Here is a 24,423-nt window from a genome sequence, read left to right on the forward strand (position 1 = left end):
TCACGAATAGGACTTTCCCATGGAACGTATTCCGCACTTCATCAACGGCGCCCGGATCAGCGACGCCGACCGTTTCGGCCCCGTCTTCAACCCTGCCACCGGCGCACAGGACAAAGAGGTGGCCCTGGCCTCGGCCGCCCGCGTGGAAGAGGCCATCGCGGCCGCGCAAGCCGCCCTCCCGGGCTGGCGGGCCACCAGCCTGGCCAAACGCACCAACATCTTCTTCCGGGTCCGGGAACTCCTGACGCAGCGGAAGTCCGAGCTGGCAGCAATCCTCACCAGCGAGCACGGCAAGGTGCTTTCCGATGCAGAGGGCGAGATCTCCCGTGGCCTCGAAAACATCGAATTCGCCACCGGGCTTTCCCACATGCTCAAGGGCGAACGCTCGGAGCAGGTTTCCAGCGGGGTGGATGTCCACTCGGTGCGCCAGCCGGTGGGCGTCGTCGCCTGCATCACCCCGTTCAACTTCCCGGCCATGGTGCCGCTGTGGATGATCGGCAGTGCCCTTGCCTGTGGCAACACCGTCCTCCTCAAGCCCAGCGAGAAGGACCCGTCGTCGGCCGTTTTCATCGCGGAAGTCTTCGCGGAGGCGGGCCTGCCCCCGGGCGTCCTGAACGTGGTCCACGGCGACAAGGAAGCCGTGGACGTGCTGCTGGAGCACCCCGGCGTCAAGGCTGTCAGCTTCGTGGGGTCCACCCCGATCGCCCAATCCATCTACAAGCGGGCGGCCGACCACGGCAAGCGCGTCCAGGCGCTGGGCGGCGCCAAGAACCACATGGTGGTCCTGCCGGATGCAGATCTGGACATGGCCGCCGACGCCGCTGTGTCGGCGGCCTACGGCTCCGCCGGTGAACGGTGCATGGCGGTATCCGTGCTGGTGGCCGTGGGCAACATCGCCGACGACCTGGTGAAGGCCATTTCCACCCGCATGGCGGACCTTAAGATCGGTCCCGGCACGGATCCGGCCTCGCAGATGGGTCCGCTCATCACGAAGGAACACCGGGACAGGGTGGCCTCCTATGTGGCCGGTGCCGAGGAGGAAGGTGCCACCGTGGTGGTGGACGGGCGCAAGCACGAGTTCGATTCGGACGGTTTCTTCATCGGGGTCAGCCTGGTGGACCACGTGAAGCCGGGCATGAAAGTTTACGACGACGAGATCTTCGGCCCGGTACTGTCGGTGGTCCGCGCCGACAGCTATAGCGACGCAGTGAAGCTCGTGAACGACAACGAGTTCGGCAACGGCGTGGCCATCTTCACGCGCGACGGCGGCGCGGCGCGCCAGTTTGAGTTCGACGTCGAGGCAGGCATGGTGGGAGTGAACGTGCCCATCCCGGTGCCGGTGGGAACCTTCTCGTTCGGGGGCTGGAAGAACTCGCTGTTCGGCGACACCCACATGTACGGTCCGGACAGCATCCGCTTCTACACCCGCGGCAAAGTGGTGACCACACGCTGGCCGGATCCGTCCACATCGGTGATCGACCTCGGCTTCCCGCAGGTGGACTGAGCCGCAGCCAGGTTCAGTCAAGGTAGCCTTCCCGGGGCCCGCATAATGTCAGTGGTCCCGGGCACGGCTATGCGAGTGCGGCTAGCCCTTCATGATCTCGTCGCGCCGGGCCATGTATTCCTCCATGGCGATTTCGCCGTTGCTGTACTGCTGGTCTAGCTCCGCCAGTTTCCGTGCACGGAAACCCTGAGCGGCCGACGGCGGCGGGGGAGTGACCGGGGCAGACGGCTGCTGCGGCTGCTGGCGTGACTGGTTGGCGGGATACTCGGGACTGTCCTCGTACGGCACCTGTCCGGGATAGCCCGGGTTCTGGTTACCGGGGGCCGGGTAGCCGGGATTCTGGTACCCGGGATTTTGGTAGCCCGGGTTCTGGTAGGGCTGGTCCAGCGGGGGCTGCTGGCCGCCGCCGAGCTGCCGGAAGCCGCCGCCAAAGTAGTCCTGCTGGGTATAGCCGTCACGCGGCTGGTTGTTTGGCCGGCCCGGCTGCTGCCCGGGAAACTGGCCTGGATACTGTCCGTTGAAATCCTGGTTCTGGTTCCTGCCAACGCGCTTCCGGTACATGCGCATGGCGAAGGGAATCAGGAACGACAGGATGATGATCCAGAAGAACACGTTGCTCACGGTGGAGGGCCTCTCAGAAGTGTCCCTTCAGTTTAACCCCCGGCCCGGCACCGGCATTGGACCGCGGCGGCCAGTCGGCATCGATGCCGGCCTGGCGGTACCTGCCCGCGTTTCCCCGGTGCAGCCGGGGCGCGGACAACATGAGTAGCCAGCGGAGGTCGTCGCGGGGCACAAAATGCCAGGTGGGCCGCAGGATGTGCGCCCGGGGAGGCCGGAGCTGTTGCCGGCTAAGCCTCAGCCCGACGACGTCGTCGGCGTGCATCCGCGCCTACCTCTGTTCGGACTCTATTCCGGCTGCCTCACCCGAGCCCAGCGGCATCCCCGGACCAAACACCGGACCGGGGGTCGGCCGCTTGGCCGTAACGCCGTCCCCGGATGACTGGTGGCGAAGCCGGCGGACAACCCAGGGCACAAAGTATTCACGCGCCCAGACCAGGTCTCCGGACCGAGCCTCGCGCCAGCTGCGCTGGGGCAGGGGCTTGGGGGAGAGCGGCTCCAAGGTGTGCCGGATGTTGAGTGAATCGAGCACCATGGCCGCGATGGTGTGATGGCCCAGCGGCGAAAAGTGCAGTCGGTCCTGGTCCCACATCTGCGGATCACTGAGTTGGCGAAGCGACCACATGTCGGCGATGACGGCGTCGTGCCGCGCCGCCACGGTGCGGAGGTTCTCGTTGTAGATGGCGATCTTGCTGCGGACCCTGCCCAGAACTGATGAACCGGTGTCCGGGCCGTTGAACAGCACCACGGTGGCACCGCCCAGGCTGAGGATGTGCACCACGGAATCCAGCTTCTCGGCCAGCGCGTCAGGGTCCCCTCCGGGCCGGATGAGGTCGTTTCCTCCCGCCGAAAGCGTCACCAGGTCCGGCTTGAGGGCCAGGCACGGCGCCAGCTGCTGGTCAACGATCTGCTCCAGGAGCCGTCCCCGCACCGCGAGGTTGGCGTAGGCAAAATCGCTGTGGCCCCGGCTCAGTTCCTCGGCCACGCGGTCCGCCCAGCCGCGGTGTCCGCCTGGGCTTCCCGGTTCCGGGTCGCCGATGCCCTCAGTAAAGGAATCACCCATGGCTACGTACCGGCCCCAGGGGTGGGTATCAACGGTGTCCTGCGGGTTCGGAATGGCTTCAGTTTCGCTCACGTTTCCATCCTGCCTCGTGAGGCTAAAGCTACGCCACCGTAGGTTGTTACCGGGCGGTAACTGCAAGAATGGTTCCATGACTGAAGCCGACGTTTCCACTGCCCCTGTTGTCCTGTGGTCCACTCCCGACGAAGAGCGCTCGGGAAAGCCCCTGCTGGTTCTGCTGCACGGCTACGGTGCCAACGAACAGGACCTGCTCAGCCTTGCCGACCTGCTGCCCGGCGATTTCGCGGTCGCGTCCGTCCGTGCCCCCATCGCCATGGGCCCGGGGTTCACCTGGTTCCCGCTGACGGACTCCGCGGACTACTCACTCGACGCAGTCAAGGACGCTGCCGCCTTTGTGCTGGAATGGCTCGACGGCATCAAGGGCGACCACCCGTCCGTCACACTGCTCGGGTTCTCCATGGGGATGGCAATGGCCACCACGCTGCTGAGGCAGCGTCCCGCGGACTTTGCCGCCGTCGTCGGACTTTCCGGCTTTGTGGTGAACGCCGGAAGCGATCCAAGCTTCCACGACGACGAACTGGACGGCTCCGTCCCCCTGTTCTGGGGTCGCGACCAGCAGGACCCCGTCATCACCCAGGACAAGATCGAATACACCATGGGCTGGGTGCGTAAGCACGTGAAGCTCACGAAGGTCCTCTACGCAGGGATGTGGCACGGGATCAACCAGCAGGAGATCGGCCACGTTTCCGAATTCCTCACCCACGAGGTGCTGAAAAAGTAGCCCACGCAGCCGGCCGAACGCGGCCGGCCGGAAACGCTAGGAACCGGCGGGTGTGAGAATCCGCACGGTACGGCCGTTTACGGTCACGGTGTCGCCGTTGTGCAGCTGCCGGCCGCGGCGGTCGTCAATTTCGCCATTGACCTTGACCAGCCCGTTCCTGATCAGCTCCGTGGCTTCGACACCGTCCTCGACGAGGCTGGCCAGCTTCAGGAGCTGGCCCAGGCGGATCATGTCGTCGCGGATGGGGATCTCTTCGATTTCCGGGTTGCTCATACAAGCAATGATGCCTGACGTAAGGTGAATCCAGTGACCCATGCACCCCGCCTCCCTCTCATTGCAGGACTGCCGATGGCCGTGGCCGCCGGACTCGCCATCCCCGTCCAAGGACGGATCAACGGTGCGCTGGGCGCCCGGTTGAACGACGGCATCGCCGCGGCCGTGGTGAGTTTCACCACGGGACTCGTCGTGATGATCCTGGTCTCGCTGGTCCTGCCGCGGGGACGCCGCGGCCTGGCCCAGATCCTGCCCGCGCTCCGGGAACGCCGGTTTCCGCCGGTCTACGTGATGGCCGGCGGCATCGGTGCCTTCTTTGTCTTTGCCCAGTCCTTCACTGTGGGATTGCTGGGTGTGGCGCTGTTTACGGTAGCCACCGTCACCGGGCAAACGTTGAGCGGGCTGCTCGTGGACCGGCTCGGCATCGGCCCCGCCGGCAAGAAATCCGTCACCGGCATCCGCGTACTGGGCACCGTGCTGACCATCGCGGCCGTCGCATGGGCAGTGTCCCCGCGGTTTGGCGGCGCGGGTTCCGGCGGCGCGGAGCCGGCCCAGCTGCTCGTGCCGGTACTCCTGCCGGTAATTGCCGGGTTCCTGATGAGTTTCCAACAGGCAATGAACGGGACCGCCACGGTGCACTACGGCACACCCATCGCGGCCACCCTGGTGAATTTCATCTCCGGTGCCACAGTGCTGTGGCTGGCGTGGCTGATCAAGCTGGCTGTGGCAGGGGCGGGCAACGGCCTGCCCGCAGAGTGGTGGTATTACCTGGGCGGACCCATGGGCTGCGCATTCATCGGGCTGGGCGCGCTGCTGGTCCGGAGCCTGGGCGTCCTGGTCACCGGGCTGGGCATGATTGCGGGCCAGCTGCTGGGGTCACTGGGCCTGGACCTTGCCTTCCCCGCACCCGGAACCGTGGTGGCCCTGCCCACAGTGCTCGGCACCGTCCTGACCCTCGGCGCGATTGTCCTGGCCACCCTTCCGTGGCCGCGCGGAGCCCTCAAGCGGCAGCCGGGCCGGTAGGCTAGGACACGCAGCTTCCTGCACATCTTTCCTTCGTACCGCCCCCGTCCGGCAACCGCCAGGCACAGGGGCCTAGAAACCGCGCGGACCGCACCCAGCGGCCCTGTAGAAATTGGAGTTCCCCATGGCAGCAAAATCCGTTCTCGACCAGGTCATCTCACTCTCCAAGAGGAGGGGCTTCGTTTTCCAGGCCGGTGAAATCTATGGTGGCTCCCGCTCTGCCTGGGACTACGGACCCCTCGGCGCCGAGCTGAAGGAAAACATCAAGCGCCAATGGTGGCAGTCCGTGGTCCGCGGCCGCGAGGACGTGGTGGGCCTGGACTCCTCCGTGATCCTTCCCCGCCAGGTCTGGGAAGCCTCCGGCCACGTGGAGGTCTTCTCCGATCCGCTGGTGGAGTGCCTCTCCTGCCACAAGCGTTACCGCGCCGACCACCTCGAAGAAGAGTACGAGGAAAAGAAGGGCCGTCCGGCCGAGAACGGCCTGAAGGACATCGCCTGCGCCAACTGCGGCACCAGGGGCGAATGGACAGAGCCCCAGGAATTCTCCGGCCTGCTCAAGACTTTCCTCGGCCCGGTGGCCAACGAAGAAGGCATGCACTACCTGCGCCCGGAAACCGCGCAGGGCATCTTCGTGAACTTCAACAACGTGCTCACCACGTCCCGGAAAAAGCCGCCCTTCGGCATTGGCCAGATCGGCAAGTCCTTCCGCAACGAGATCACGCCCGGAAACTTCATCTTCCGCACCCGTGAATTCGAGCAGATGGAAATGGAGTTCTTCGTTGAGCCGGGCACGGACGAGCAGTGGCACCAGTACTGGATGAAGGAACGCATGGACTGGTACACCGGTCTGGGCCTCAAAGCCGAAAACCTGCGTTTCTTCGAGCACCCGCTGGAGAAGCTGAGCCACTACTCCAAGGGCACCACCGACATCGAATACCGCTTCGGCTTCCAGGGCTCGGAGTGGGGCGAGCTGGAAGGCATCGCCAACCGCACGGACTTCGACCTCTCCACGCACTCCAAGGCGTCCGGGCATGACCTGAGCTACTTCAACCAGGCCACCAACGAGCGCTACACCCCGTACGTGATCGAACCTGCCGCCGGCCTGACCCGTTCCTTCATGGCGTTCCTCATTGACGCCTACACCGAGGACGAGGCACCGAACGCCAAGGGCGGCGTGGACGTCCGCACCGTGCTGAAGCTGGACCCGCGACTGGCCCCCGTCAAGGCCGCAGTGCTGCCGCTGAGCCGCAACGAGGACCTGTCCCCGAAGGCCAAGGCCCTGGGCGCGCAGCTGCGCAAGAACTGGAACATCGACTTCGACGACGCCGGCGCCATCGGCCGCCGCTACCGCCGCCAGGACGAGATCGGCACCCCGTTCTGCATCACCGTGGACTTCGACACCCTCGAGGACCAGGCGGTCACCATCCGCGAACGCGACACCATGAGCCAGGAACGCGTCTCCCTGGACAAGGTGGAGGGCTACCTGGCCGCACGGCTGATCGGCGCCTGAGCATGGCCATCGAATACCGCGAATGGCGCGACGGCGACGACCTTGCACTGCTTGAACTGTGGGGCGGCCCGGAGACCGAGCAGGCACGGCAGTTCCGCGGCACCCTGGCGCCCTCCGGCAACTCGCCGTGGCGCCGCTGCATCGTGGCCGAGGACGTCGTGGACGGCGTGGCCATCCCGGTCGCGGCGGCCGTGGTCCACGAAGCCTCCCTCCATCCCGAGCGGCTCTGGTCCTATATTGAGGTGGCAAAGGACCACCGCCGTGCGGGTGTCGGCTCCACGCTGCTGACCATGCTCCGGCACGAAGCCGGCCAGGCGCCGTCGGGCGTGTCCAGGTTGCGGACCAAAGTGGAACCGGGCACCCCGGGAGCCGCTTTCGCCGAAGCTGCCGGCCTGGTTCCCATCCAGCGCTCCCGGCTTGTTGTCGTGGAGCCGGGGGCACTCAAGCTGCCGGTTTTCGGTGACGGGTCCGAGGCCGCGGCCTCGGAGCAGATCGAGGACCTCGCCACCGGTTCGGTGGAGCTCAGCGACGTGGTGGGCCGGTACTACACGGCCGTGCACGGCTGGGACAGCCCGGGCGAGCTGAGCATCGGCACCGTGCAGCGGCTGTTCCTCGACGAGCTCAGCGGGGCGCACGGCGCCATCGTGCTCCGTGCGCCGAAGGCCAGCGCCTTCGGCCCGGGCGTTCCGGCCAGCAGGAAGGGCCGGCTTGAGGCGTTTGCCATCAGCTACGCGGAGTTGGCCCCCGGCGGCGGGAACGCGGCAGCTGACGGCGGAGGGTCCGCATCGGGCCAGCCCACGGACGTGTTCGTCGGCCATGAGCCGAAGCTGTCGGAGGAGGAAGCCCGCTCCGCCGTCCGCGACCTGCTGGCCCTCATCGCGTTCCAGCATCCCGTGGTGCTGGAACTGGACGACTCGATGACTGCCCTGCGCGCCGTCGTCGAACCTTTGCTGGAGGACGGCAAGGCCAGCCTCCGCGGCACCGAGACCCTGGTGGTGTCGGACCCCGCGTAGGTTCCGGCCGACGCCACCGGCCCGCAGTAGGTGACTACTGCGGGCCGTCCTGTTTAGGCTTTCTGCCGTCCGCGCGCCGCGGCCTGTTGAGCCTTCCGTCCGCCCGCGCGCCGCGGCCCTTCGGCCTGATCCAGCCGCCGTCGTTCCTCTTCCGTGGGGGCGCCGCCGCCCAAATGCGCGGGCATCCACCAGGCCCCGGGCCCGGGTGTGAGCGGGAAGTCGGCGATGGCGGCGTCGATCCCTGCCTGCAGGATCGTCCTGAGCTGTTCGGTGGCGGGCTGGGCGTCCTGGGCAGGGTCCGGCAGGTCCGCAGGCAACAGGGGCTCGCCCACGTGGATCCGTACCGGCGCGCGCCAGGCGCGAAGCGGCGAGAAACCGTGGTGGCGGGTCATCAGCCGGTGGGAGCCCCAGACCGAGACAGGGATGATCGGCACGCCGGCTTCCGCCGCCATCCGCACGGCTCCGGTCTTGCAGTCGCGGACCGTAAAGCTGCGGCTGACGCCGGCTTCAGGAAGGATGGCGATGTATTCGCCGTCGCGCAGTTTCGCGACGGCGGCGTCATAGGCGCCGCTGCCCGAAGCGTAGGGAACCACAACATGCCCGGCAGCGCTGATGGCAGGACCCGCGAACCAGTGGTCGGCCGCGCCTTGGGTGACCAGATAGCGCATCTCGGCACGGTTGTTCCACCACAGGAGCAGCTCGGCGAACGCAAAATCCAGGTACCCGAAATGGGTGATGGCTACCACGGCCCCCTCGCCCGGCACCACCTGGCGCGACGGTCCATTGAGCGGCCCTGGTGGCGGCAGGTGTTCCCGGCCTGTGATGATGACACGGATCCCGAAGAGCCGGCGAAGCGCCAGCCCGGTGCGGACAATGATGCGGTAGAAGCGGTCGCTGGACTTCGGCCGCCAGGCCATCAGTGGCCACCCGCCGGCCGGCGCGGCGGCCAGGGGATAAAGCCCGACGTCGATTCGACGTACTCCTTGTACCCCGGCCGGGCGGACATCGCCTTTTCCGTGAGCGGCTTTCCGGTCTTGCCGGCGAGCGCCCAGACCATCAGCGCGGGGGAGAGGACCGTCAGGATTCCGGGCCAGGAGTCCGCGGCAATCAGGAACAGCCCGGTCCAGACGGCGGCGTCCCCGAAGTAGTTGGGGTGGCGGGTGTAACGCCACAGCCCGGTGTTGAGCACAGCCCCCTTGTTGGACGGATCCTTCTTGAACTGTGCCAGTTGCCAGTCGCCCACCGTTTCGAACACGAAGCCGATCACCCACAGGACCACTCCCAGGCTGGAAACCCAGCCCAGGGCGCCGGTGGCAAACATTCCTACCTGCACCGTGAGGGAGACGAAGAACATTACGATGCCCTGGGGCAGGTAGACGCGGCGCAGGGCGTATACATTGCGGGAACCGGGGGCGTCGCTGAGCATGGCCTCGTAGCGGGGGTCCTCATGGCCGCCGCGGGCGCGCCAGCCGATGTGGGCACCGAGGCGGAGGCCCCACACGCCCGTCAGCAGCAACAGCAGGAGCCGCCGCCCGTCGTCGCCCGTTCCGGCGGAGAGCAGCCACGAGACCGCAGCGACAGCAACGAAGCCGGGCCCCCAGGCCACGTCCATGACGGAGTGCCTCCGCTGCGCCACGGCCACGGCAAAGGTGACCGCCAGGACAGCTGCCACGGCCAGGGCCGTCCAGGGCAGGCTCGCCAGGAATGCGCCGAGGGGAAAATCAGCCATCGTCACAGCACTACCGGAACGCCGGGGTCGGTTGACGGCAGGAGGGCGTCAAATCCGCGTCCGCCGTCCAGTTCCACTCCGGCGGTCTCGGCGAACGCCTTGAGGACAAAGCCGGTAGCGAGGGTGTGCCACAGCCGGACCTTCCGGAACATGAAATGGCCGGCCCCCGCCAGCGAAACGTAGCGCAGTTCCTTGGCCCCGGCGGAGGCGCGCCGGGCGAATTTCAGCGATGCGGCGGGGCTGGTCCAGCGGTCCGTGGTGCCGTGCACAATCAACACTCGGCGCCCGGCGACATTCCCGGCCGGGGTCTCGGCGCTCAGCCACGGAGCCAGGGCCACGACCGCATCAACCTGGGGATCGTCGGCCGCGCAAATGGCGGTGAGCCCACCCATCGAGTGCCCCAGCAGGTACACCGGTACGCCCGGGTGTTCCTCGTGGATCCGGGCGAGGGCCCACCGGGCATCCTGCAGCGGCGACATGTCCGGGCCGTTCCAGCCGCGGACACTGTTGCGAAGCGTCCAGACCGCGAGTCCGTGGCCGCCGCCGGCCCGGTGCAGTTGTTTTGCGAAGGGCACCATGCGGGCAGGGCTCAGGTGGCGGGCCTCCACGGGCTCGTAGCTGTGCGAGCGGCCGCCGTGCAGCACCAGTGCCACGCCGCGGGTGACGCCCGCGGCCTCGCGCACCGTCAGTACGGGCTTGGTTCTGCCGTCGTCATTCCTGCGATTACCCATGCGGGCCTCCGAACTCCTTGTCCTACAGTTATAAACCCACGGGTTCCCGTGTTTAGTTCCAATGTCCTGCGCCCTTCGGGCATCCAGGCGCAGCCGGAAGGGCCCGGGCGCCCCGCATTCCGGGCTTTCACACGCTATTCGGAGCCGCAGCCCGCGAAGATTGGCAACCGGAGGGTGCCCAAGCCCCAGTAAAGTGCAGGCATGAGGTTTTACTGCTGATGGGTGCCGGACACTCGCACGGCCACACAGACCATTCGGATCCGACACCCGGGGCTCTCGCCGCGCGCAAACGGGCCAACTGGCTCCTCGCGGCGGTGCTTATTCCGCTGACGCTGCTGACCCTGGCGGCCATGATCATGATGTGGCCATCCGGGAACAAGCAGGACCTGAAGCTGGCCAGCCCGTACGCGGCCGCCCCCGGCGTGACGTTCGATACCGGCACGATCCAGCGCGTGGTGGTGGAAAGCTGCACCCAGGGCAGTGCCGGCCAAAACACCACCGTCCAGCCCGGTACGGGGCAGGGCACCGCCCAGGATGCCCCGCAGCCGGGGAACGACTGCACGTTCGCATTTACCGAGCCGGACAAGGGCGGCAACCCGGTCAAGGTGGTGATCAACCCGGACGTGGTGAAATCCCACGGAGTCAAGGTCGGGGACGACATCCGGTACCTGAACCTCTCCAACGCCCAGGGTGCGTCCGGACAGGGTGCGCCTGCCTATATCTTCGTGGACTTCGTCCGCACCCTCCCCATCATCTTGCTGGCCGTCCTCTACGCCGCCGTGGTCATCGCAGTGGCGCGCTGGCGCGGGCTGCGGGCGCTGATCGGCCTTGTGGGCGCCTACGCGGTGCTGGTGACGTTCATGCTGCCCGGGCTGGTGGAAGGAAAACCGCCTTTGCTGCTGGCGCTGGTGGGGTCCACCGTGATCATGATCGGCGTCCTCTACTTCGCCCACGGCTTCTCGGCGCGAACCTCCACGGCATTGCTGGGCACCATGTTCGGCCTGGGCATCACGGCGCTCCTGGCAGCCTGGGCCACCGATGCGGCAAACCTGGCCGGCGTGGGCAGCCACGATGCCGCCACGCTGGCGAACATTTCGGACAATATCTCCATTTCCGGCATCATCCTGTGCGGATTGATCATTTCCGGACTCGGCGTCCTGAACGACGTCACCATCACCCAGTCCTCGGCGGTGTGGGAACTCTACGAACTCGCCCCGGAGACAAGCGCCCGCCAGCTCTTCTCCTCGGCCATGCGGATCGGCCGCGACCACATCGCCTCCACCGTGTACACCATCGCCTTCGCCTACGCAGGGGCGGCGCTGCCCATCCTCATCATCGTGATGCTTTACGACCGTCCCCTGGGCGAGGCGCTGACCAGTGCGGAACTGTCCGAAGAAGTCATCAGGACGCTCGTCGGTTCCGTGGGGCTGGTGCTGGCCATCCCCGTCACCACCCTGATCGCGGTGCTGGTGGTCAAGGCCACCGGGATCAGGACCGGTGCCGGGCAGCAAACCGGCGGCGACGCTTCCGGCAGTACCGCTTCCGGGCGGCCGCCCGTGACGCCCGACGACGTCGGGGATACCGGTGCGCTCGCGGCGGCAGCGGCGCTCACACGCAGCGGACGGACGCGTCCCGCTGATTCCCTGCCGCCCCGTGAGGCAGCACGGGAACCCCTGCCCGGCGGCCGGCGGGCACGGCGGGCAGCGGAAGGGGAGTAGCAGGGTTCGTCCCCGCCGGAGCGGCCGTCCGGCGGCCGGCTCGCCGATTTGCCCGGCTTTGAGACAATGAACGGGTGACTGTTGTAGCGACTCCTCCCGCCCCCAAGCTGGAACTCCCGCCCCTGAAGCTGGGACCCCTCACGGTGGACACCCCCGTGATCCTGGCCCCCATGGCGGGCATTACCAACTCCGCCTTCCGGAGGCTCTGCCGTGAATACGGCGGCGGCATGTATGTGGCCGAGATGGTCACCTCGCGCGCCCTCGTGGAGCGCACCCCCGAGTCGCTGCGCATCATCTCCCATGACGACGACGAAAAGGTCCGCTCCGTCCAGCTGTACGGCGTTGACCCCGTGACCGTCGGGCAGGCGGTCCGGATGCTCGTGGAGGAGGACCGGGCGGACCACATCGACCTCAACTTCGGCTGCCCCGTTCCCAAGGTGACCCGGCGCGGCGGCGGATCCGCCCTGCCCTGGAAGATCGACCTGTTTACCTCGATCGTCCAGACGGCCGTCAAGGAGGCGTCCAAGGGCAATGTCCCGCTCACCATCAAGATGCGCAAGGGCATCGACGAGGACCACCTCACGTACCTCGACGCCGGCCGGATCGCGCGCGATTCCGGCGTCGCCGCCGTCGCACTCCACGGCCGCACCGCGGCGCAGTTCTATTCCGGCCAGGCGGACTGGTCCGCCATCGCCCGGCTGCGCGAGGCGCTGCCGGACATTCCGGTCCTGGGCAACGGCGACATCTGGTCCGCCGAGGACGCGGTGCGGATGGTCCGGGAGACCGGCGTGGACGGAGTGGTGGTGGGCCGCGGGTGCCAGGGCAGGCCGTGGCTCTTCGGGGATCTCCAGGCAGCCTTCGAAGGCAGCGACACCCGCCACAGGCCGAACCTGCGGCAGGTGGCGGAGGGCGTCTACCGGCACGCGGAACTGATGGTGGAAACCTTCGGCGACGAAGGCAAGGCCCTGCGTGAAATCCGCAAGCACATGGCGTGGTACTTCAAGGGGTACGTGGTGGGCGGGGAACTGCGCACCCGGCTTGCCCTGGTCACCAGCCTCCAGGTGCTGCGCGATACGCTGGCCGAACTGGACCAGGATTCCCCCTACCCGGGTGTGGATGCCGAAGGCCCCCGCGGCCGCGCCGGCTCCCCCAAGAAGCCGGCGTTGCCCAAGGACTGGCTGGAATCCCGGGCGCTCAACGCCGAACAGTCCCAGGACATCGCCGCCGCGGAACTGGACGTGTCAGGTGGCTGAAACCCGCACCACAGCCCCCGTGCTGCCGGGCTACGAAGCCCACGACTCCGCCCGCTGGGTGGAGGAACCGCCCAAAACCACCTACCGCTCCGACTTCGAACGGGACCGGGCACGCGTCCTGCACTCGTCCGCGCTCCGCCGGCTGGGCGCCAAGACCCAGGTGGTTGCTCCGGACACTGACGACTTTGTCCGGACCCGGCTGACGCACAGCCTCGAGGTGGCCCAGGTGGGCCGCGAACTGGGCCGGACGCTGGGTTGCGATCCCGACGTCGTGGACACCGCCTGCCTCAGCCACGACCTTGGACACCCGCCCTTCGGTCACAACGGTGAGTCCGCCCTGAACGAGATGGCGCACGGCATCGGCGGCTTCGAGGGCAACGCCCAGACCCTCCGGCTGCTGACCCGGCTGGAGCCCAAAGTCCTGGCCGCGGACGGAACCCCGGCCGGGCTCAACCTCACGCGTGCCAGCCTTGACGCCGCCGCCAAGTACCCGTGGTCGGCCTTGAACGCCCCGGTGATCCACGGCCAGCGGACCAGCAAGTTCGGCGCGTACGAGGACGACCTGCCTATTTTCGACTGGATCCGGGAGGGAGCGCCGGAACGCAGGTCCTGCCTGGAGGCGCAGGTCATGGACCTCGCGGACGATATTTCCTACTCCGTGCACGACGTCGAGGACGCCATCGTGGCGGGGCACTTCCAGCTGCGCTGGATGGACAACCCGGACCACCGTGCCCGCGTGGTGGGGTACGCCAAGCAGTGGTACCTTCCGCACAACGACCCCGCAGCGATTGACGCCGCCCTGGCCCGGCTGGAGGCCACGGATGTCTGGGTGCGCGAGGCCGACGGCAGCCGCAAGGCGATGGCAGCACTGAAGGACATGACCAGCCAGCTGATCGGCAGGTTCTGCCAGAGCGCGCTGGAAACCACGCGCGCCGTCTACGGCCCCGAGGACCTCACCCGGTACAACGCCGAGCTGATGGTACCGGACGAAACCGTGATGGAAATCGCGGTCATGAAGGGCCTGGCCACCACGTTTGTGATGACCACCGAGCACCGCCAGCCCATCTATGAGCGCCAGCGCGAGGTCCTGCACGCCCTGGTGACGGCGCTGAACGCCACCGGAGACCGGCACCTCGAGCCGATGTTCGCTGCCGACTGGCGGGACGCGGCCGACGACGGCGCCCGCCTTCGCGTCGTTATCGACCAGGTCGCCTCGCTCACCGACGGTTCGGCGCTGGCCATGTACGAGCGGTTGGTCGGCAGCCTGCCGTCGCTGTGGTAATCGCGCCGGTGACGGGCGCCATAACCGGCCAACCGGCGTCGTACCCGGGGACTAGGATGGCTTTGTGGCCGGGCTGATCAAACGCGAAGATATTGACGAAGTACGCCAGCGCACGGACATCAAGGAAGTCGTCGACGGCTACGTCACTCTCAAGGGCGCGGGGCTGGGCTCCTTCAAGGGCCTGTGCCCGTTCCACGATGAGCGCTCTCCGTCGTTCACGGTCCGTCCCCAGGTGGGCAGGTACCACTGCTTCGGCTGCGGCGAGGACGGTGACGTCATCTCCTTCGTCCAGAAGCTGGACCACTCCTCGTTCCACGAGGCCGTGGAAAAGCTGGCCGCCAGGATCGGCTTCGAACTGCGCTACGAAGACGGCGGCACCGGCCCCAGCCGCGAGGACGTGGGCAAGCGCCAGCGCCTCCTGGACGCCCACAAAGTGGCGGACGAGTTCTTCCGCGCCCAGCTGCTGACCCCCGCCGCCTCGGAGGGACGCAACTTCCTGCACGGCCGCGGCTTCGACCGGGCAGCCGCTGAACAGTTCGGCGTCGGCTATGCCCCGCAGGGCTGGGACGCGCTGCTCAAGCACCTCCGCGGCCGGGGCTACACGGATGCCGAGCTGAAGCTGACGGGCATGTTCTCCGAAGGCAACCGGGGAATCTATGACCGGTTCCGCGGCCGCCTGATCTGGCCCATCCGTGACATCGCCGGCGACACCATCGGCTTCGGCGCCCGGAAACTCTATGAGGACGATCAGGGCCCCAAGTACCTCAATACCCCGGAAACCACGCTCTACAAGAAGTCCCAGGTGCTCTACGGCATCGACCTCGCCAAGCGGAACATCGCCAAGGAACGGCAGCTGGTGGTGGTGGAGGGTTACACCGACGTCATGGCCTGCCACCTGTCCGGGATTACGACGGCGGTGGCCACCTGCGGGACCGCGTTCGGCGCCGACCACATCAAGATCGCCCGGCGGCTGTTGTCCGACGACGGCACCGGGGGAGAGGTCATCTTTACCTTCGACGGTGATGCCGCCGGCCAGAAGGCCGCCCTGCGCGCTTTCGAGGAGGACCAGAAATTCGTCGCGCAGACCTACGTGGCCGTGGAACCCACCGGGGCGGACCCCTGCGACCTCCGGCAGGCCCGGGGCGACTCCGCCGTTCGCGACCTGATCAGCAGCCGCCGTCCGCTGTTCGAATTTGCCATCAGGGCCTCGCTGAAGCGGCACAACCTCGACACCGTCGAGGGCCGCATTGCGGCCCTCCGGGAGTCTGCTCCGGTGGTGGCGCAGATCCGCGACGCGGGAATCCGCCCCGGCTACGCCCGCGAGCTCGCAGGGTGGCTCGGCATGCCCGTCGAAGAGGTCAGCCGCGCGGTGGCCGTCGCTGCCAAACGGGCTGCCCAGGGAGACACACCCGCAGGCAGTGGCGCGGCACCCGGCATCGCCGAGCTGCCGGCGTCGGGCGTTGTGCCTTCCTTCAACAGGCCCGACCCCCGGGACCCTGTGGCTTCCATGGAGCGGCAGGCGCTGGAAGTGGCGCTCCAGGAGCCCGCGATGCTGGCCGGCGGGACCTGGGACCGGTTCAGTGCGGCCGGGTTCCGGACCCCTGCCTACCAGGCCGTCCACGACGCCATGCGCGCCTCCGGGCCGGGGCTGACCGGCGATCCCGTGCGGTGGGTGGAGCAAGTGATGAACGAAGTGCCGGAGCCCCTCCGTCCGCTCGTTTCGGAGCTCGCCGTGGTGCCCCTGCCGGCAAGCAATGCGGAAGGCGTGCTCAGGTACTGCCGGGACATCCTCGCGCGGCTGTTCGAACTGCAGATCACCAGGGTCAAGGCGGACAAGATGGGGCAGCTTCAGAGGCTGGATGCCTCTTCCCATCCTGAAGAGTTCCAGCGGCTGAACCGTGAGCTGATGCTTCTGGAAATGGAGCGCCGTTCGCTGCGTTCCGATGCGTGAACGCGCCCGCGCGAACCCGCCGGAGTAGGGCGGTGCCGCTCCCTGCGGTGTCCCGATTTCACTTCTGATTTCGCTTCCAGCCGGTGTGTTTGCTAGGCTAATACCCGCTTCATTCCTCCTTAGCTCAATTGGCAGAGCATTCGACTGTTAATCGAAGGGTTGCTGGTTCAAGTCCAGCAGGAGGAGCGCGCAGTCCCCGTTCCGGGTCACCGGAACGGGGACTTTTTTATACCCGGGCGGGGTATTCCTCCATGCTTTGGCAGCCGATTTCACATTGGGGCAAAACCTTTGCTAATGTCATACCTGCTTCATTCCTCCTTAGCTCAATTGGCAGAGCATTCGACTGTTAATCGAAGGGTTGCTGGTTCAAGTCCAGCAGGAGGAGCGGACGGGCCCCGCGGCCGGCGAATAGCCGGCCGCGGGGCCCTTTTTTTATTTAGATTTCAGACGAAGTCCATCTCCACCTGCAGGAAGCGTTCTGCCTCGTCAATGGCGGCACGGAACGCCTCCTCCTCGGTCGGGGACTTGCGCGGCTCCCGGGGATGCCATTCATGCGGCGCTGAGTGCACCCTGGTGAAGCCGCTGTTCGGCGGGGCATAGAAGATGCCGAACCGCTGCACGGGCCACTCCGGGGACGTTTCCGGGGCCACTAGGAGCGCAGCGTTGAACGCGGGGTTGAACCACTGGGCGATGGGACGGCGCCGGTCCTCAGTGAAAAGTCCGGCAGCGTAAAGTGCTGCCGACTGCGGACTGGTCTGTGCGCACAACCGCTCCCACCACAGGGGCAGGATGCCGGTGTCGCATCGCTGCCACGTGGCCGGAAGGGGCGGGTGATGCTGCTGCCAGTCGGGCACAAAACAACTTTATCGCGCGGGCAATTGCCCGAACAGGGCCACTAAGCCCGTTCGCCCGGAGACTTGTCAGGGCCGGTTCCAGGGCCCGGGATTGACCCGGTAGAGGAGCGCGGAACCGGCGATCGCCCCCAGGATGATGCCCATCGCCGGGTTGCCCATCGCCCTCCCGGCGAAGTAGCCGGCGATGCCGCCGATCACCGCGCCGAGGAACAGCCCCCTGCGGTTGCGGTTAAGTCTCTTGGCCATGGCTTCAGCGTACCGGGACGGCTGCGGGAGCTAGTGGATGGAGGGGACCGTGCGGGGGCGGACCACCAGCCACAGTGCCGCCGCGGCCATCAGGATGCTCGTGGCCTGGACTCCGCCCATGACAGTTGCCGAGATGTCGCCGAACCAGCCCACCACCGGGGAGACTATGCCGGCCATCATGAAGGTTGCTGCTCCCAGTAGCGATGCCGCCGTTCCTGCCTGCGCCCCGTGCTTGGAGAGGGCAAGGACCTGGACGCAGGGGAAGGTGAAGCCTGTGCCGAGGATGTAGAACCAGAGCGGCACCATGACGCCCCAGAGCCCCAGGCCGAGCTGGTCGAAGATGACTATCAACACCGCCATCAGGAACATCCAGGCGGTGGAACAGGCCAGGATCCACTGGGGCGGAACCCGCCGGATCAACCGGGAGCTGGTCTGTACGCCTGCCACGATGCCCAGCGAGTTGATGCCGAAAAGCAGGCCGTACTGCTGCGGCGAGAACCCGTACACATCCTGGAACAGGAAGGGAGAAGCGGACAGGTAGGCAAAGAGCCCGGCGAAGTTCATGCCGCCGAGCAGCAGCAGGCCCACGAAAATCCGGTCCGAGAAGAGCAGCTTGTAACGCTGGCCCGCCGTCAGGCCTGATTTGCCCCGGAGTTCGCGGGGGAGGGTTTCGCGCACCAGCAGGATGGCGGCGATGATCACCAGCGTGCCGTAGCCGGCCAGGAAGTAGAAGATGCCCGGCCAGGGCATGACCAGCAGGAGCTGGGAGCCGATGACCGGCGCCAGGATCGGGGCCAGGCCGTTGACCAGTGCCATCCGCGAGAACATCCGCACCATGGCGTATCCCGTGAAGAGGTCCCGCACCATGGCCATTGCCACCACGCCGCCGCCGGCAGCGCCGATGCCCATCAGGACCCGGAACAGTCCCAGCGTGGCCAGGTCCGTGGACAGCGCGGCGCCGAGCGAAGCACTGATGTGCAGGGCCGTGGCAAGGATCAGCGGAACCCTCCGGCCGAACTTGTCGCTCAGCGGCCCCACCACCAGCTGCCCCAGCGCAAAGCCCACGGTTGTCCCGGTCAGCGTGAGCTGCACCTCAGCCTCGGACACCCCGAGGCTTGCCTCAAGGGCCGGGAACGCCGGCAGGTAGAGATCGATCGTAAATGGTCCCAGTGCAGTCAGGGCGCCGAGGAGGAGGATGTATAGGATTTTCCGGTTGCGGCTCAGGGAGTCGCCCGGATTGGCGGGAATGCTCACAGGCACCAATCCTATGGCGCCCAGATCATACTTTTACAGCGTTGGAGGGCGCGCCACGGGTTATTAGCCGAAGAAGGGGCCGAACCTGAATGATAGTTTTGTCAACGGGGAGTGTGTGAAGCCGCGCAGGCCCCCGGAATCCGACGGAATCCGAATCAAAGATGGAACCAGTTAGGCGGGATCGATGAGCGGACGACACAGCGGCCGGACAACTAGCGGATTGAGTATTGCGGCGCTGCCCAAAACTCTAAGGCTGGTTGCCAAACTCGCGCCACGGCAGCTCAACGACGAAATCGCCCTCGCGAAGATCGAGCTGAAGCGCAAGGGCATCCAGGTCGGGGTGGCTGCAGCGTTCCTGGCCGTCGCACTGGTGTTTGTCGCCTTCCTGGTCACCGGACTCATCGTTGCGGCCATCATGGGGCTTGCCACCATCATGCCGGCCTGGCTGGCAGCCCTGCTGGTATGCGCCGTCTTCCTTGTCATCGCCCTCATCGGCGCGCTTATCGGCATGAGTAAATTCAAGAAGGCCATGCCGCTTGTGCCCGAGGACACGATCCGCGGACTCAAGCATGATCTCGGCATCGTGAAGGAAGGCTCGGAATTCAACCCGGCTGTCCTGGATCCGACGTCCGAGCAGGCCAAGGCCGCCAAGGCCGCCAAGGAAGCGAAGGCGGCTCAGGAAAAGGCGGAGAAGGAGGCCAAGGCCGCTGCCGAAAAGGTTGACGTGCCCGCCCCCACGGAAGCCGAACTGCGCAGCAGGCTGGACAAGCGCCGCCGGCACCTGACGGGCGTCCGCGACGAACTTGGCGAGGAACTCGACGTCAAGACCCAGGCGCAACTCCTGCTCGGCGCCGCCGAAGCCGGCCTGAAATCCGGCAAGGTCCGTGCCAGCCACCAGGCAGAAACCTTCAGCCGCTCGGCAGCCAACCTGCTGAACCGTGCCGGCGAGAGCCAGGCCGGAGCGCGCTGGAAGCCGCTGGCTGCACTCGCGGCATCCGCCGCCGTATTCGTAGTCCTCCTCCGCAAGCTCCTCAAAGGCTAGCGTCACCGGCACCACCCAGGCAGTCGAAGCGGGAAGGGAAGGAGGTTAGGGATGAAGTTCATCAACGCGGGCGCACGTCCGGGCCAGCGGCACGTAGACAGCGACGCCGTCTTCACCATCCCCAACATCCTGACGGTGGTCCGGTTCATGGGCGTGCCGCTCTTCATCTGGCTGGTCCTGTGGCAGAAGGAGTATGCCCTCGCCACGATCGTGCTGGTGATCATGGGCAGCACGGACTGGGTGGACGGGTACATCGCCCGCCGTTTCAACCAGACGTCCAGGCTGGGCCGGATCATGGATCCTGTCGCTGACCGGATGGCCCTCATTGCCGTCGCCGTCACCCTGGTGATCGCCGGCGTCGTGGAGTGGTGGTACCTGACGGCGCTGGTGGTACCCGATGCCATCCTGATGGCTGTTTCGCTGTTCTACTTCCACAGCCACCCGGATCTGCCCGTCAGCCGGATCGGCAAGATCCGCACCGCGCTCCTCCTCGTGGGCACCCCGCTGCTCGTGCTGGCCAAGCTGCCCATCCCGCTGACCGAGATCTATTTAGTGGCGGCATGGATCTTCCTCAGCCTCGGGCTGATCGGCCACTGGGTGGCCGGCTACAACTATTTCTGGGCCATCATCCGCAAGGGCAGGCTCAAGGCCGCGAACGACGGCGGACGCGGCTGATGGTGTGGCTCGCCGTCTTCCTGGCGGTGCTGGGCGCGTTTTGCCTGGCCATCGGCGCGCAGCGCCAAGGCAGCGCGGTCAAGGCGGATACGGGCGGTCTTGCGCTCAGCACGCACGGTTTCCTTCGCCTTATCCGCAATCCGCGCTGGGTCTTCGGGCTCCTGCTGCTCTGCGCAGGCATGGCGATGAACGCGGTCGCCCTCGTGTCGGCGCCGCTGACGGTGGTCCAGCCGATCGGAGCCATCGCCCTGGTCATCACCACAATCGTCAATGCCAAGGACCAGGGCCTGAGCATCAACCGGGCCACGGTGGTGGCCATCTCGGCGTGCGTCACCGGCTCGGCGATGTTCGTCCTGCTGGCAGTCAACGTGACGCAGGAAAACCACCATGTGAGTTTCGACGACGAACTCACCATCGTGCTGCTGCTCGCCCTCGCGGTGGGCGTCTTCGGCACGCTGGCGCTGGTGTTCAAGCACCGGATGAGCGCCTTCATCTACATTCTCGGGGCGGGGGTGCTTTTCGGATTCGTGGCAGTCCTGACCCGCATCATCGGCAAGCACCTGCTCGACCCAAACGGGCTGGTCCTGCTCAACGTGCAGTGGTATTCGGTGGTGGCCATCGTGGCGGCAGGCGGGCTGGGCTCGTGGTTTGTCCAGTCGGCATACTCCGGCGGGCCGCCGGACCTCGTCATAGCCGGACTGACGGTCATCGACCCCATTGTTGGAATTGCTATCGGCATCGCCATCCTGGGCGAACTCCGGCCGGATGTCCACGCCGTGCTGGCGATTGCCATGGGGGCGGCCGCTTCCCTTGCTATCGTGGGAGTAATCGCCCTCTCGCGGCACCATCCCGAAGTGACCAAGCGCAAGAAGGACGCGCGCAAGGCCGCAGGGCGTGTGTCCTAGGGGCGACTGATACCCAGACTTCACCAGAAGTCCCGGCGCGACAGCGCCGGGGGCCAGCCGGCCGCCACAGCAGCGCTGACCGCACCGTGACCACCAGGAGCTCTCCACGTGACCTTGCCCGACAGCCAGCAACCACTCACCATCCTGATTGCTGCGGACACCTACCCGCCCCACGTCAACGGAGCCGCGCAATTCGGATACCGGCTGGCCAAGGGAATGACCGCACGCGGACACAACGTCCATGTGCTTGCGTGCCGGCCGGACAAGGGCAAGAGCTTCACCGAGTTCCGTGCAGAGGGCGCCGTGCACCGGATCCGCTCCCATTCAGTGCCCACGCACGAGTACTTCCGCATCACGTTCCCGTGGGAGATCAAGAAGGAAATCAGCCTCCTGTTTGACCGTGTCAAGCCGGACGTGGTGCACATCCAGAGCCACTACATGATCGGCGAGCATGTGCTCTACGAAGCCGAGCGGCGCGGCGTGCGGATCATCGCCACGAACCACTTCATGCCGGAAAACCTGAACCCCTTCCTGCCGTTTCCGCAGTGGTTCAAGGACATCGTGGGACGCATTTCCTGGAAGGACATGGGCAAGGTGATGGGCCGGGCTGACGTCGTCACCACGCCCACGCCGCTCGCCGCCAAGGCCATGCACCAGCACGCCTTCCTGCGCAAGGTCCTGCCGCTCTCCAACGGCATTGATTCGGCTGCCTATGAACTCCGCGAGGGGGAGGTCATCGAGCGGCACCCGTATCCCACGGTGCTGTTCGCAGGCCGCCTCGCCGAGGAGAAGCACGTCGACATCCTCATCGATGCGGTGGCAAAGACCCCGGCTGAGCTGAATGTCCACCTGGAGATCGTCGGCGGAGGCGAGGTCCGCGCCGCCCTCGAAGCGCAGGTGGCGCGGCTGGGACTGGAATCGCGGGTGAAGTTCCTGGGCCTGGCCAGCGACGCCGAATTGCGCGAGGCCTACATCAAGGCGGACCTTTTCTGCATGCCGGGAACAGCTGAGCTCCAGTCCCTGGTCACGCTGGAGGCCATGTCCGCTTCCACCCCGGTGCTGCTGGCCGATGCAATGGCGCTGCCGCACCTGGTGCGCGACGGCGAAAACGGATACCTCTTTACCCCCAATGACAGTGACGACCTCGCCGCCAAGATCACGCGGGTCCTGGAGCTTCCGGCCGAGGACCTTGCCGCGATGGGCAAGGCCAGCCGCTGCATGGTGGAGCCGCATAGTATCCAGGGAACGCTGCAGACGTTTGAAGATCTCTACCGCGGGGCCACTTACGACGACAAAGTGATGTAATCTCCTCGCCCTGCCACCCCATGCCGCCGGCGCCGGGGTGCTGGTGCGCGTAACAGGCGAATACTATTGCTAGAGTGTTTTTGCCCCGGATCTGCCGCGGCTCCCTGCGGAGCCGGCCGTCCGCGGGGCGCACGGGGCTATAGCTCAGCTGGTTAGAGCGCGGGACTCATAATCCTAAGGTCCTCGGTTCAAGTCCGAGTAGCCCTACAAGAAGTTACAGCGACCGGCTTGCGGAGCCGGGCGCGTATGCCGATTGGGCCCCATCCAGGGAGCCGTGGCCGATGTTCAGACATCGGCCACGGCTCTTTTTTGTTTGCCGCGCCGGGCGGGCAAGGCCCTTGGTCCGCTTGCCCGCCACACTCCGCTGCGGTATGTTACTCATCAGTAACTTAACCCGCCGCGGCGACGCCCGCGTCTTCTGGTCGCTGCTGATCACACGTGAAGGAACAACATGTCCAAAGCTGCAATCGACATCAATAACCTGCCGTACGCCGACGGCGACTTCTTCGCGTTCGAGCAGATGCTCAGCGGCAAGGAACGCGACCGGCTGGCCGAGGTCCGCGAGTTCCTGGACCGTGAGGTCAAGCCGATCGCCGTCGATTGCTGGAACCGGGCCGAGTTCCCGATGGACCTGATCCCGAAGCTGGCCGAGATCGACCTGGTCAGCCCCGTCCGGCGCCAGGGCTACTCCAACCTGTTCGCCGGCATCCTGCATGCCGAAGCCACGCGTGCGGACACCTCCATCGCCACCTTCCTGGGTGTGCACGACGGCTTGTTTACCGGTTCCATCGAAGCCCTCGCCTCGCAGGAGCAGCAGGAGGCCTGGCTGCCGGACATCTACTCGCTGAAAAAGATCGGTGCCTTCGGCCTGACCGAGCCGCTGGGCGGTTCCGACGTTGCCGGCGGCACCCGCACCACTGCCCGCCGTGAGGGCGGCAACTGGATCCTCAACGGCGCCAAGCGCTGGATCGGCAACGCCACCTTCTCCGACTGGGTGGTCATCTACGCCCGTGACGAAGCCGACAACCAGGTCAAGGGCTTCTTGGTTGACACTAAAACCGAGGGTTACAGCGCCACCAAGATTGAAAACAAGATTTCGCTTCGGACCGTCCAGAATGCCGACATCACGCTCGACAACGTCGTGGTGCCGGACTTCTTCAAGCTCGCCCATGCGAACAGTTTCCGGGACACGAACAAGGTCCTGAAGGTGACTCGCCTCGCTGTCGCCTGGCAGGCCGTCGGCCAGCAGCTGGCAGCCTTCGACGTGGCCCGGCGGTACGCCGTCGAACGCAGCCAGTTCGGCCGGCCCATCGCTTCCTTCCAGCTCGTCCAGAACCAGCTCGTCCAGATTCTTGGCAACGCAGTTAGCTCGATGGGCATGATGGTCCGCTTGTCCCAGCTTGAAGACGCCGGCGAGGCGAAGGACGAGCAGTCGGCCCTGGCCAAGGCCTTCACTACGGCCAGGATGCGCGAAAGCGTAGCCATCGGCCGCAGTCTCCTCGGCGGCAACGGCATTGTCACAGACTTCGAGATGGCCAAGATCTTCTCTGATGCCGAAGCGATCTACTCCTATGAAGGCACCCACGAGATCAACACCCTGGTGACGGGGCGCGCCATCACCGGGATTTCGGCGATCGTGTAGCCGGTCCGGATCCTGTGCCCCTGCGGCCCTCCG

At 66.4% G+C, this 24,423-nt stretch carries 24 protein-coding genes and 3 tRNA genes; 17 read left to right on the plus strand and 10 right to left on the minus strand.

The window, feature by feature from the left end; translation table 11 throughout:
• Positions 1-19 precede the first annotated feature (19 nt).
• Positions 20-1,504 (plus strand): CoA-acylating methylmalonate-semialdehyde dehydrogenase, encoded by a 1,485-nt coding sequence (locus ACSQ12_RS06870; RefSeq protein ID WP_436064845.1) that lies wholly within the window; start codon positions 20-22, stop codon positions 1,502-1,504.
• A gap of 81 nt (positions 1,505-1,585) precedes the next feature.
• Here the strand turns inward: ACSQ12_RS06870 and ACSQ12_RS06875 are convergent, their stop codons facing one another.
• Genes ACSQ12_RS06875 through ACSQ12_RS06885 form a run of 3 tightly spaced genes read right to left on the minus strand, consistent with a single transcriptional unit; the run spans position 1,586 to position 3,185 of the window.
• The gene (locus ACSQ12_RS06875) at positions 1,586-2,125 is read right to left on the minus strand and encodes a hypothetical protein (protein WP_436064846.1); all 540 of its coding nucleotides are present in this window, start codon (positions 2,123-2,125) and stop codon (positions 1,586-1,588) included.
• 13 nt (positions 2,126-2,138) lie between these two features.
• Positions 2,139-2,387: a DNA glycosylase AlkZ-like family protein gene (locus tag ACSQ12_RS06880; protein ID WP_436064847.1), complete on the minus strand. Its 249-nt coding sequence runs from the start codon at positions 2,385-2,387 to the stop codon at positions 2,139-2,141.
• Between the two features lie 6 nt (positions 2,388-2,393).
• Positions 2,394-3,185 (minus strand): SGNH/GDSL hydrolase family protein, encoded by a 792-nt coding sequence (locus tag ACSQ12_RS06885; protein WP_245199777.1) that lies wholly within the window; start codon positions 3,183-3,185, stop codon positions 2,394-2,396.
• A 148-nt stretch (positions 3,186-3,333) separates the two neighbouring features.
• Between ACSQ12_RS06885 and ACSQ12_RS06890 the strand changes: the two genes are divergently transcribed.
• Positions 3,334-3,984: an alpha/beta hydrolase gene (locus ACSQ12_RS06890; protein ID WP_436064848.1), complete on the plus strand. Its 651-nt coding sequence runs from the start codon at positions 3,334-3,336 to the stop codon at positions 3,982-3,984.
• A gap of 36 nt (positions 3,985-4,020) precedes the next feature.
• On the opposite strand, the gene ACSQ12_RS06895 is transcribed toward ACSQ12_RS06890, so the two are convergent.
• On the minus strand, positions 4,021-4,257 hold the full coding sequence (locus tag ACSQ12_RS06895; protein ID WP_209746330.1) for an RNA-binding S4 domain-containing protein: 237 nt from the start codon (positions 4,255-4,257) through the stop codon (positions 4,021-4,023).
• A gap of 33 nt (positions 4,258-4,290) precedes the next feature.
• Between ACSQ12_RS06895 and ACSQ12_RS06900 the strand changes: the two genes are divergently transcribed.
• The 3 genes from ACSQ12_RS06900 to ACSQ12_RS06910 all read left to right on the plus strand — a co-directional run bounded on the left by ACSQ12_RS06900 (position 4,291) and on the right by ACSQ12_RS06910 (position 7,803).
• Positions 4,291-5,280: a DMT family transporter gene (locus tag ACSQ12_RS06900; protein WP_209746328.1), complete on the plus strand. Its 990-nt coding sequence runs from the start codon at positions 4,291-4,293 to the stop codon at positions 5,278-5,280.
• Positions 5,281-5,404: 124 nt separating this feature from the next.
• On the plus strand, positions 5,405-6,790 hold the full coding sequence (locus ACSQ12_RS06905) for a glycine--tRNA ligase (protein WP_043479986.1): 1,386 nt from the start codon (positions 5,405-5,407) through the stop codon (positions 6,788-6,790).
• Between the two features lie 2 nt (positions 6,791-6,792).
• Complete coding sequence (locus ACSQ12_RS06910) at positions 6,793-7,803, plus strand: GNAT family N-acetyltransferase (protein WP_436064849.1); 1,011 nt, start codon at positions 6,793-6,795, stop codon at positions 7,801-7,803.
• Between the two features lie 53 nt (positions 7,804-7,856).
• Here ACSQ12_RS06910 and ACSQ12_RS06915 read toward each other — a convergent pair whose 3' ends face one another.
• The 3 genes from ACSQ12_RS06915 to ACSQ12_RS06925 are packed head-to-tail and all read right to left on the minus strand — an operon-like array spanning position 7,857 to position 10,263.
• Complete coding sequence (locus ACSQ12_RS06915) at positions 7,857-8,720, minus strand: lysophospholipid acyltransferase family protein (protein WP_436064850.1); 864 nt, start codon at positions 8,718-8,720, stop codon at positions 7,857-7,859.
• Entirely contained in the window at positions 8,720-9,532 is an 813-nt protein-coding gene (locus tag ACSQ12_RS06920; RefSeq protein WP_436064851.1) for a DUF1295 domain-containing protein, read from the minus strand. The genes ACSQ12_RS06915 and ACSQ12_RS06920 overlap by 1 nt, the downstream gene beginning before the upstream one ends.
• A gap of 2 nt (positions 9,533-9,534) precedes the next feature.
• On the minus strand, positions 9,535-10,263 hold the full coding sequence (locus ACSQ12_RS06925) for an alpha/beta hydrolase (RefSeq protein ID WP_209746320.1): 729 nt from the start codon (positions 10,261-10,263) through the stop codon (positions 9,535-9,537).
• A gap of 218 nt (positions 10,264-10,481) precedes the next feature.
• On the opposite strand from ACSQ12_RS06925, the gene ACSQ12_RS06930 reads away from it, so the two are divergent.
• The 6 genes from ACSQ12_RS06930 (at position 10,482) to ACSQ12_RS06955 (ending at position 16,852) form a co-directional block, all read left to right on the plus strand.
• On the plus strand, positions 10,482-11,981 hold the full coding sequence (locus ACSQ12_RS06930) for a YibE/F family protein (protein WP_436064852.1): 1,500 nt from the start codon (positions 10,482-10,484) through the stop codon (positions 11,979-11,981).
• 74 nt (positions 11,982-12,055) lie between these two features.
• Positions 12,056-13,234, plus strand: a complete 1,179-nt coding sequence (gene dusB, locus ACSQ12_RS06935) for a tRNA dihydrouridine synthase DusB (protein ID WP_436064853.1) — start codon at positions 12,056-12,058, stop codon at positions 13,232-13,234.
• A complete protein-coding gene (locus tag ACSQ12_RS06940) occupies positions 13,227-14,516 on the plus strand; it encodes a deoxyguanosinetriphosphate triphosphohydrolase (RefSeq protein WP_011691198.1) in 1,290 nt (429 codons plus the stop codon). Before dusB ends, ACSQ12_RS06940 begins: the two co-directional genes overlap by 8 nt.
• A 64-nt stretch (positions 14,517-14,580) precedes the next feature.
• Entirely contained in the window at positions 14,581-16,467 is a 1,887-nt protein-coding gene (dnaG, locus tag ACSQ12_RS06945; RefSeq protein ID WP_436064854.1) for a DNA primase, read from the plus strand.
• 113 nt (positions 16,468-16,580) lie between these two features.
• A tRNA-Asn gene (locus ACSQ12_RS06950) sits at positions 16,581-16,653 on the plus strand.
• A gap of 126 nt (positions 16,654-16,779) precedes the next feature.
• Positions 16,780-16,852, plus strand: a tRNA-Asn gene (locus ACSQ12_RS06955).
• A gap of 58 nt (positions 16,853-16,910) precedes the next feature.
• On the opposite strand, the gene ACSQ12_RS06960 is transcribed toward ACSQ12_RS06955, so the two are convergent.
• The 3 genes from ACSQ12_RS06960 to ACSQ12_RS06970 all read right to left on the minus strand — a co-directional run bounded on the left by ACSQ12_RS06960 (position 16,911) and on the right by ACSQ12_RS06970 (position 18,821).
• Positions 16,911-17,321 (minus strand): hypothetical protein, encoded by a 411-nt coding sequence (locus ACSQ12_RS06960; protein ID WP_011691200.1) that lies wholly within the window; start codon positions 17,319-17,321, stop codon positions 16,911-16,913.
• A 66-nt stretch (positions 17,322-17,387) separates the two neighbouring features.
• Positions 17,388-17,567: a hypothetical protein gene (locus ACSQ12_RS06965; protein ID WP_209746312.1), complete on the minus strand. Its 180-nt coding sequence runs from the start codon at positions 17,565-17,567 to the stop codon at positions 17,388-17,390.
• 30 nt (positions 17,568-17,597) lie between these two features.
• The gene (locus tag ACSQ12_RS06970) at positions 17,598-18,821 is read right to left on the minus strand and encodes a multidrug effflux MFS transporter (protein ID WP_374100853.1); all 1,224 of its coding nucleotides are present in this window, start codon (positions 18,819-18,821) and stop codon (positions 17,598-17,600) included.
• A gap of 184 nt (positions 18,822-19,005) precedes the next feature.
• Here ACSQ12_RS06970 and ACSQ12_RS06975 point away from each other — a divergent pair, with 184 nt between their 5' ends.
• From ACSQ12_RS06975 to ACSQ12_RS07000, 6 genes are all read left to right on the plus strand, one after another.
• Positions 19,006-19,863 carry a phage holin family protein gene (locus ACSQ12_RS06975; RefSeq protein ID WP_436064855.1) on the plus strand — a complete coding sequence of 286 codons (858 nt, stop codon included), beginning with the start codon at positions 19,006-19,008 and terminating at the stop codon, positions 19,861-19,863.
• 51 nt (positions 19,864-19,914) lie between these two features.
• Complete coding sequence (locus tag ACSQ12_RS06980; protein WP_209746306.1) at positions 19,915-20,538, plus strand: CDP-alcohol phosphatidyltransferase family protein; 624 nt, start codon at positions 19,915-19,917, stop codon at positions 20,536-20,538.
• Positions 20,538-21,443, plus strand: coding sequence for a DMT family transporter (locus ACSQ12_RS06985; RefSeq protein ID WP_209746304.1), 906 nt, complete (start codon positions 20,538-20,540; stop codon positions 21,441-21,443). The genes ACSQ12_RS06980 and ACSQ12_RS06985 overlap by 1 nt, the downstream gene beginning before the upstream one ends.
• 108 nt (positions 21,444-21,551) lie before the next feature.
• Positions 21,552-22,748: a glycosyltransferase gene (locus ACSQ12_RS06990; RefSeq protein ID WP_436064856.1), complete on the plus strand. Its 1,197-nt coding sequence runs from the start codon at positions 21,552-21,554 to the stop codon at positions 22,746-22,748.
• Between the two features lie 133 nt (positions 22,749-22,881).
• Positions 22,882-22,955 (plus strand) — tRNA-Ile (locus ACSQ12_RS06995).
• Between the two features lie 244 nt (positions 22,956-23,199).
• Entirely contained in the window at positions 23,200-24,390 is a 1,191-nt protein-coding gene (locus tag ACSQ12_RS07000) for an acyl-CoA dehydrogenase family protein (RefSeq protein ID WP_436064857.1), read from the plus strand.
• Positions 24,391-24,423 lie beyond the last annotated feature (33 nt).

The organism is Arthrobacter sp. LjRoot14 (assembly GCF_964253905.1).
Classification (GTDB): Bacteria; Actinomycetota; Actinomycetes; order Actinomycetales; family Micrococcaceae; genus Arthrobacter.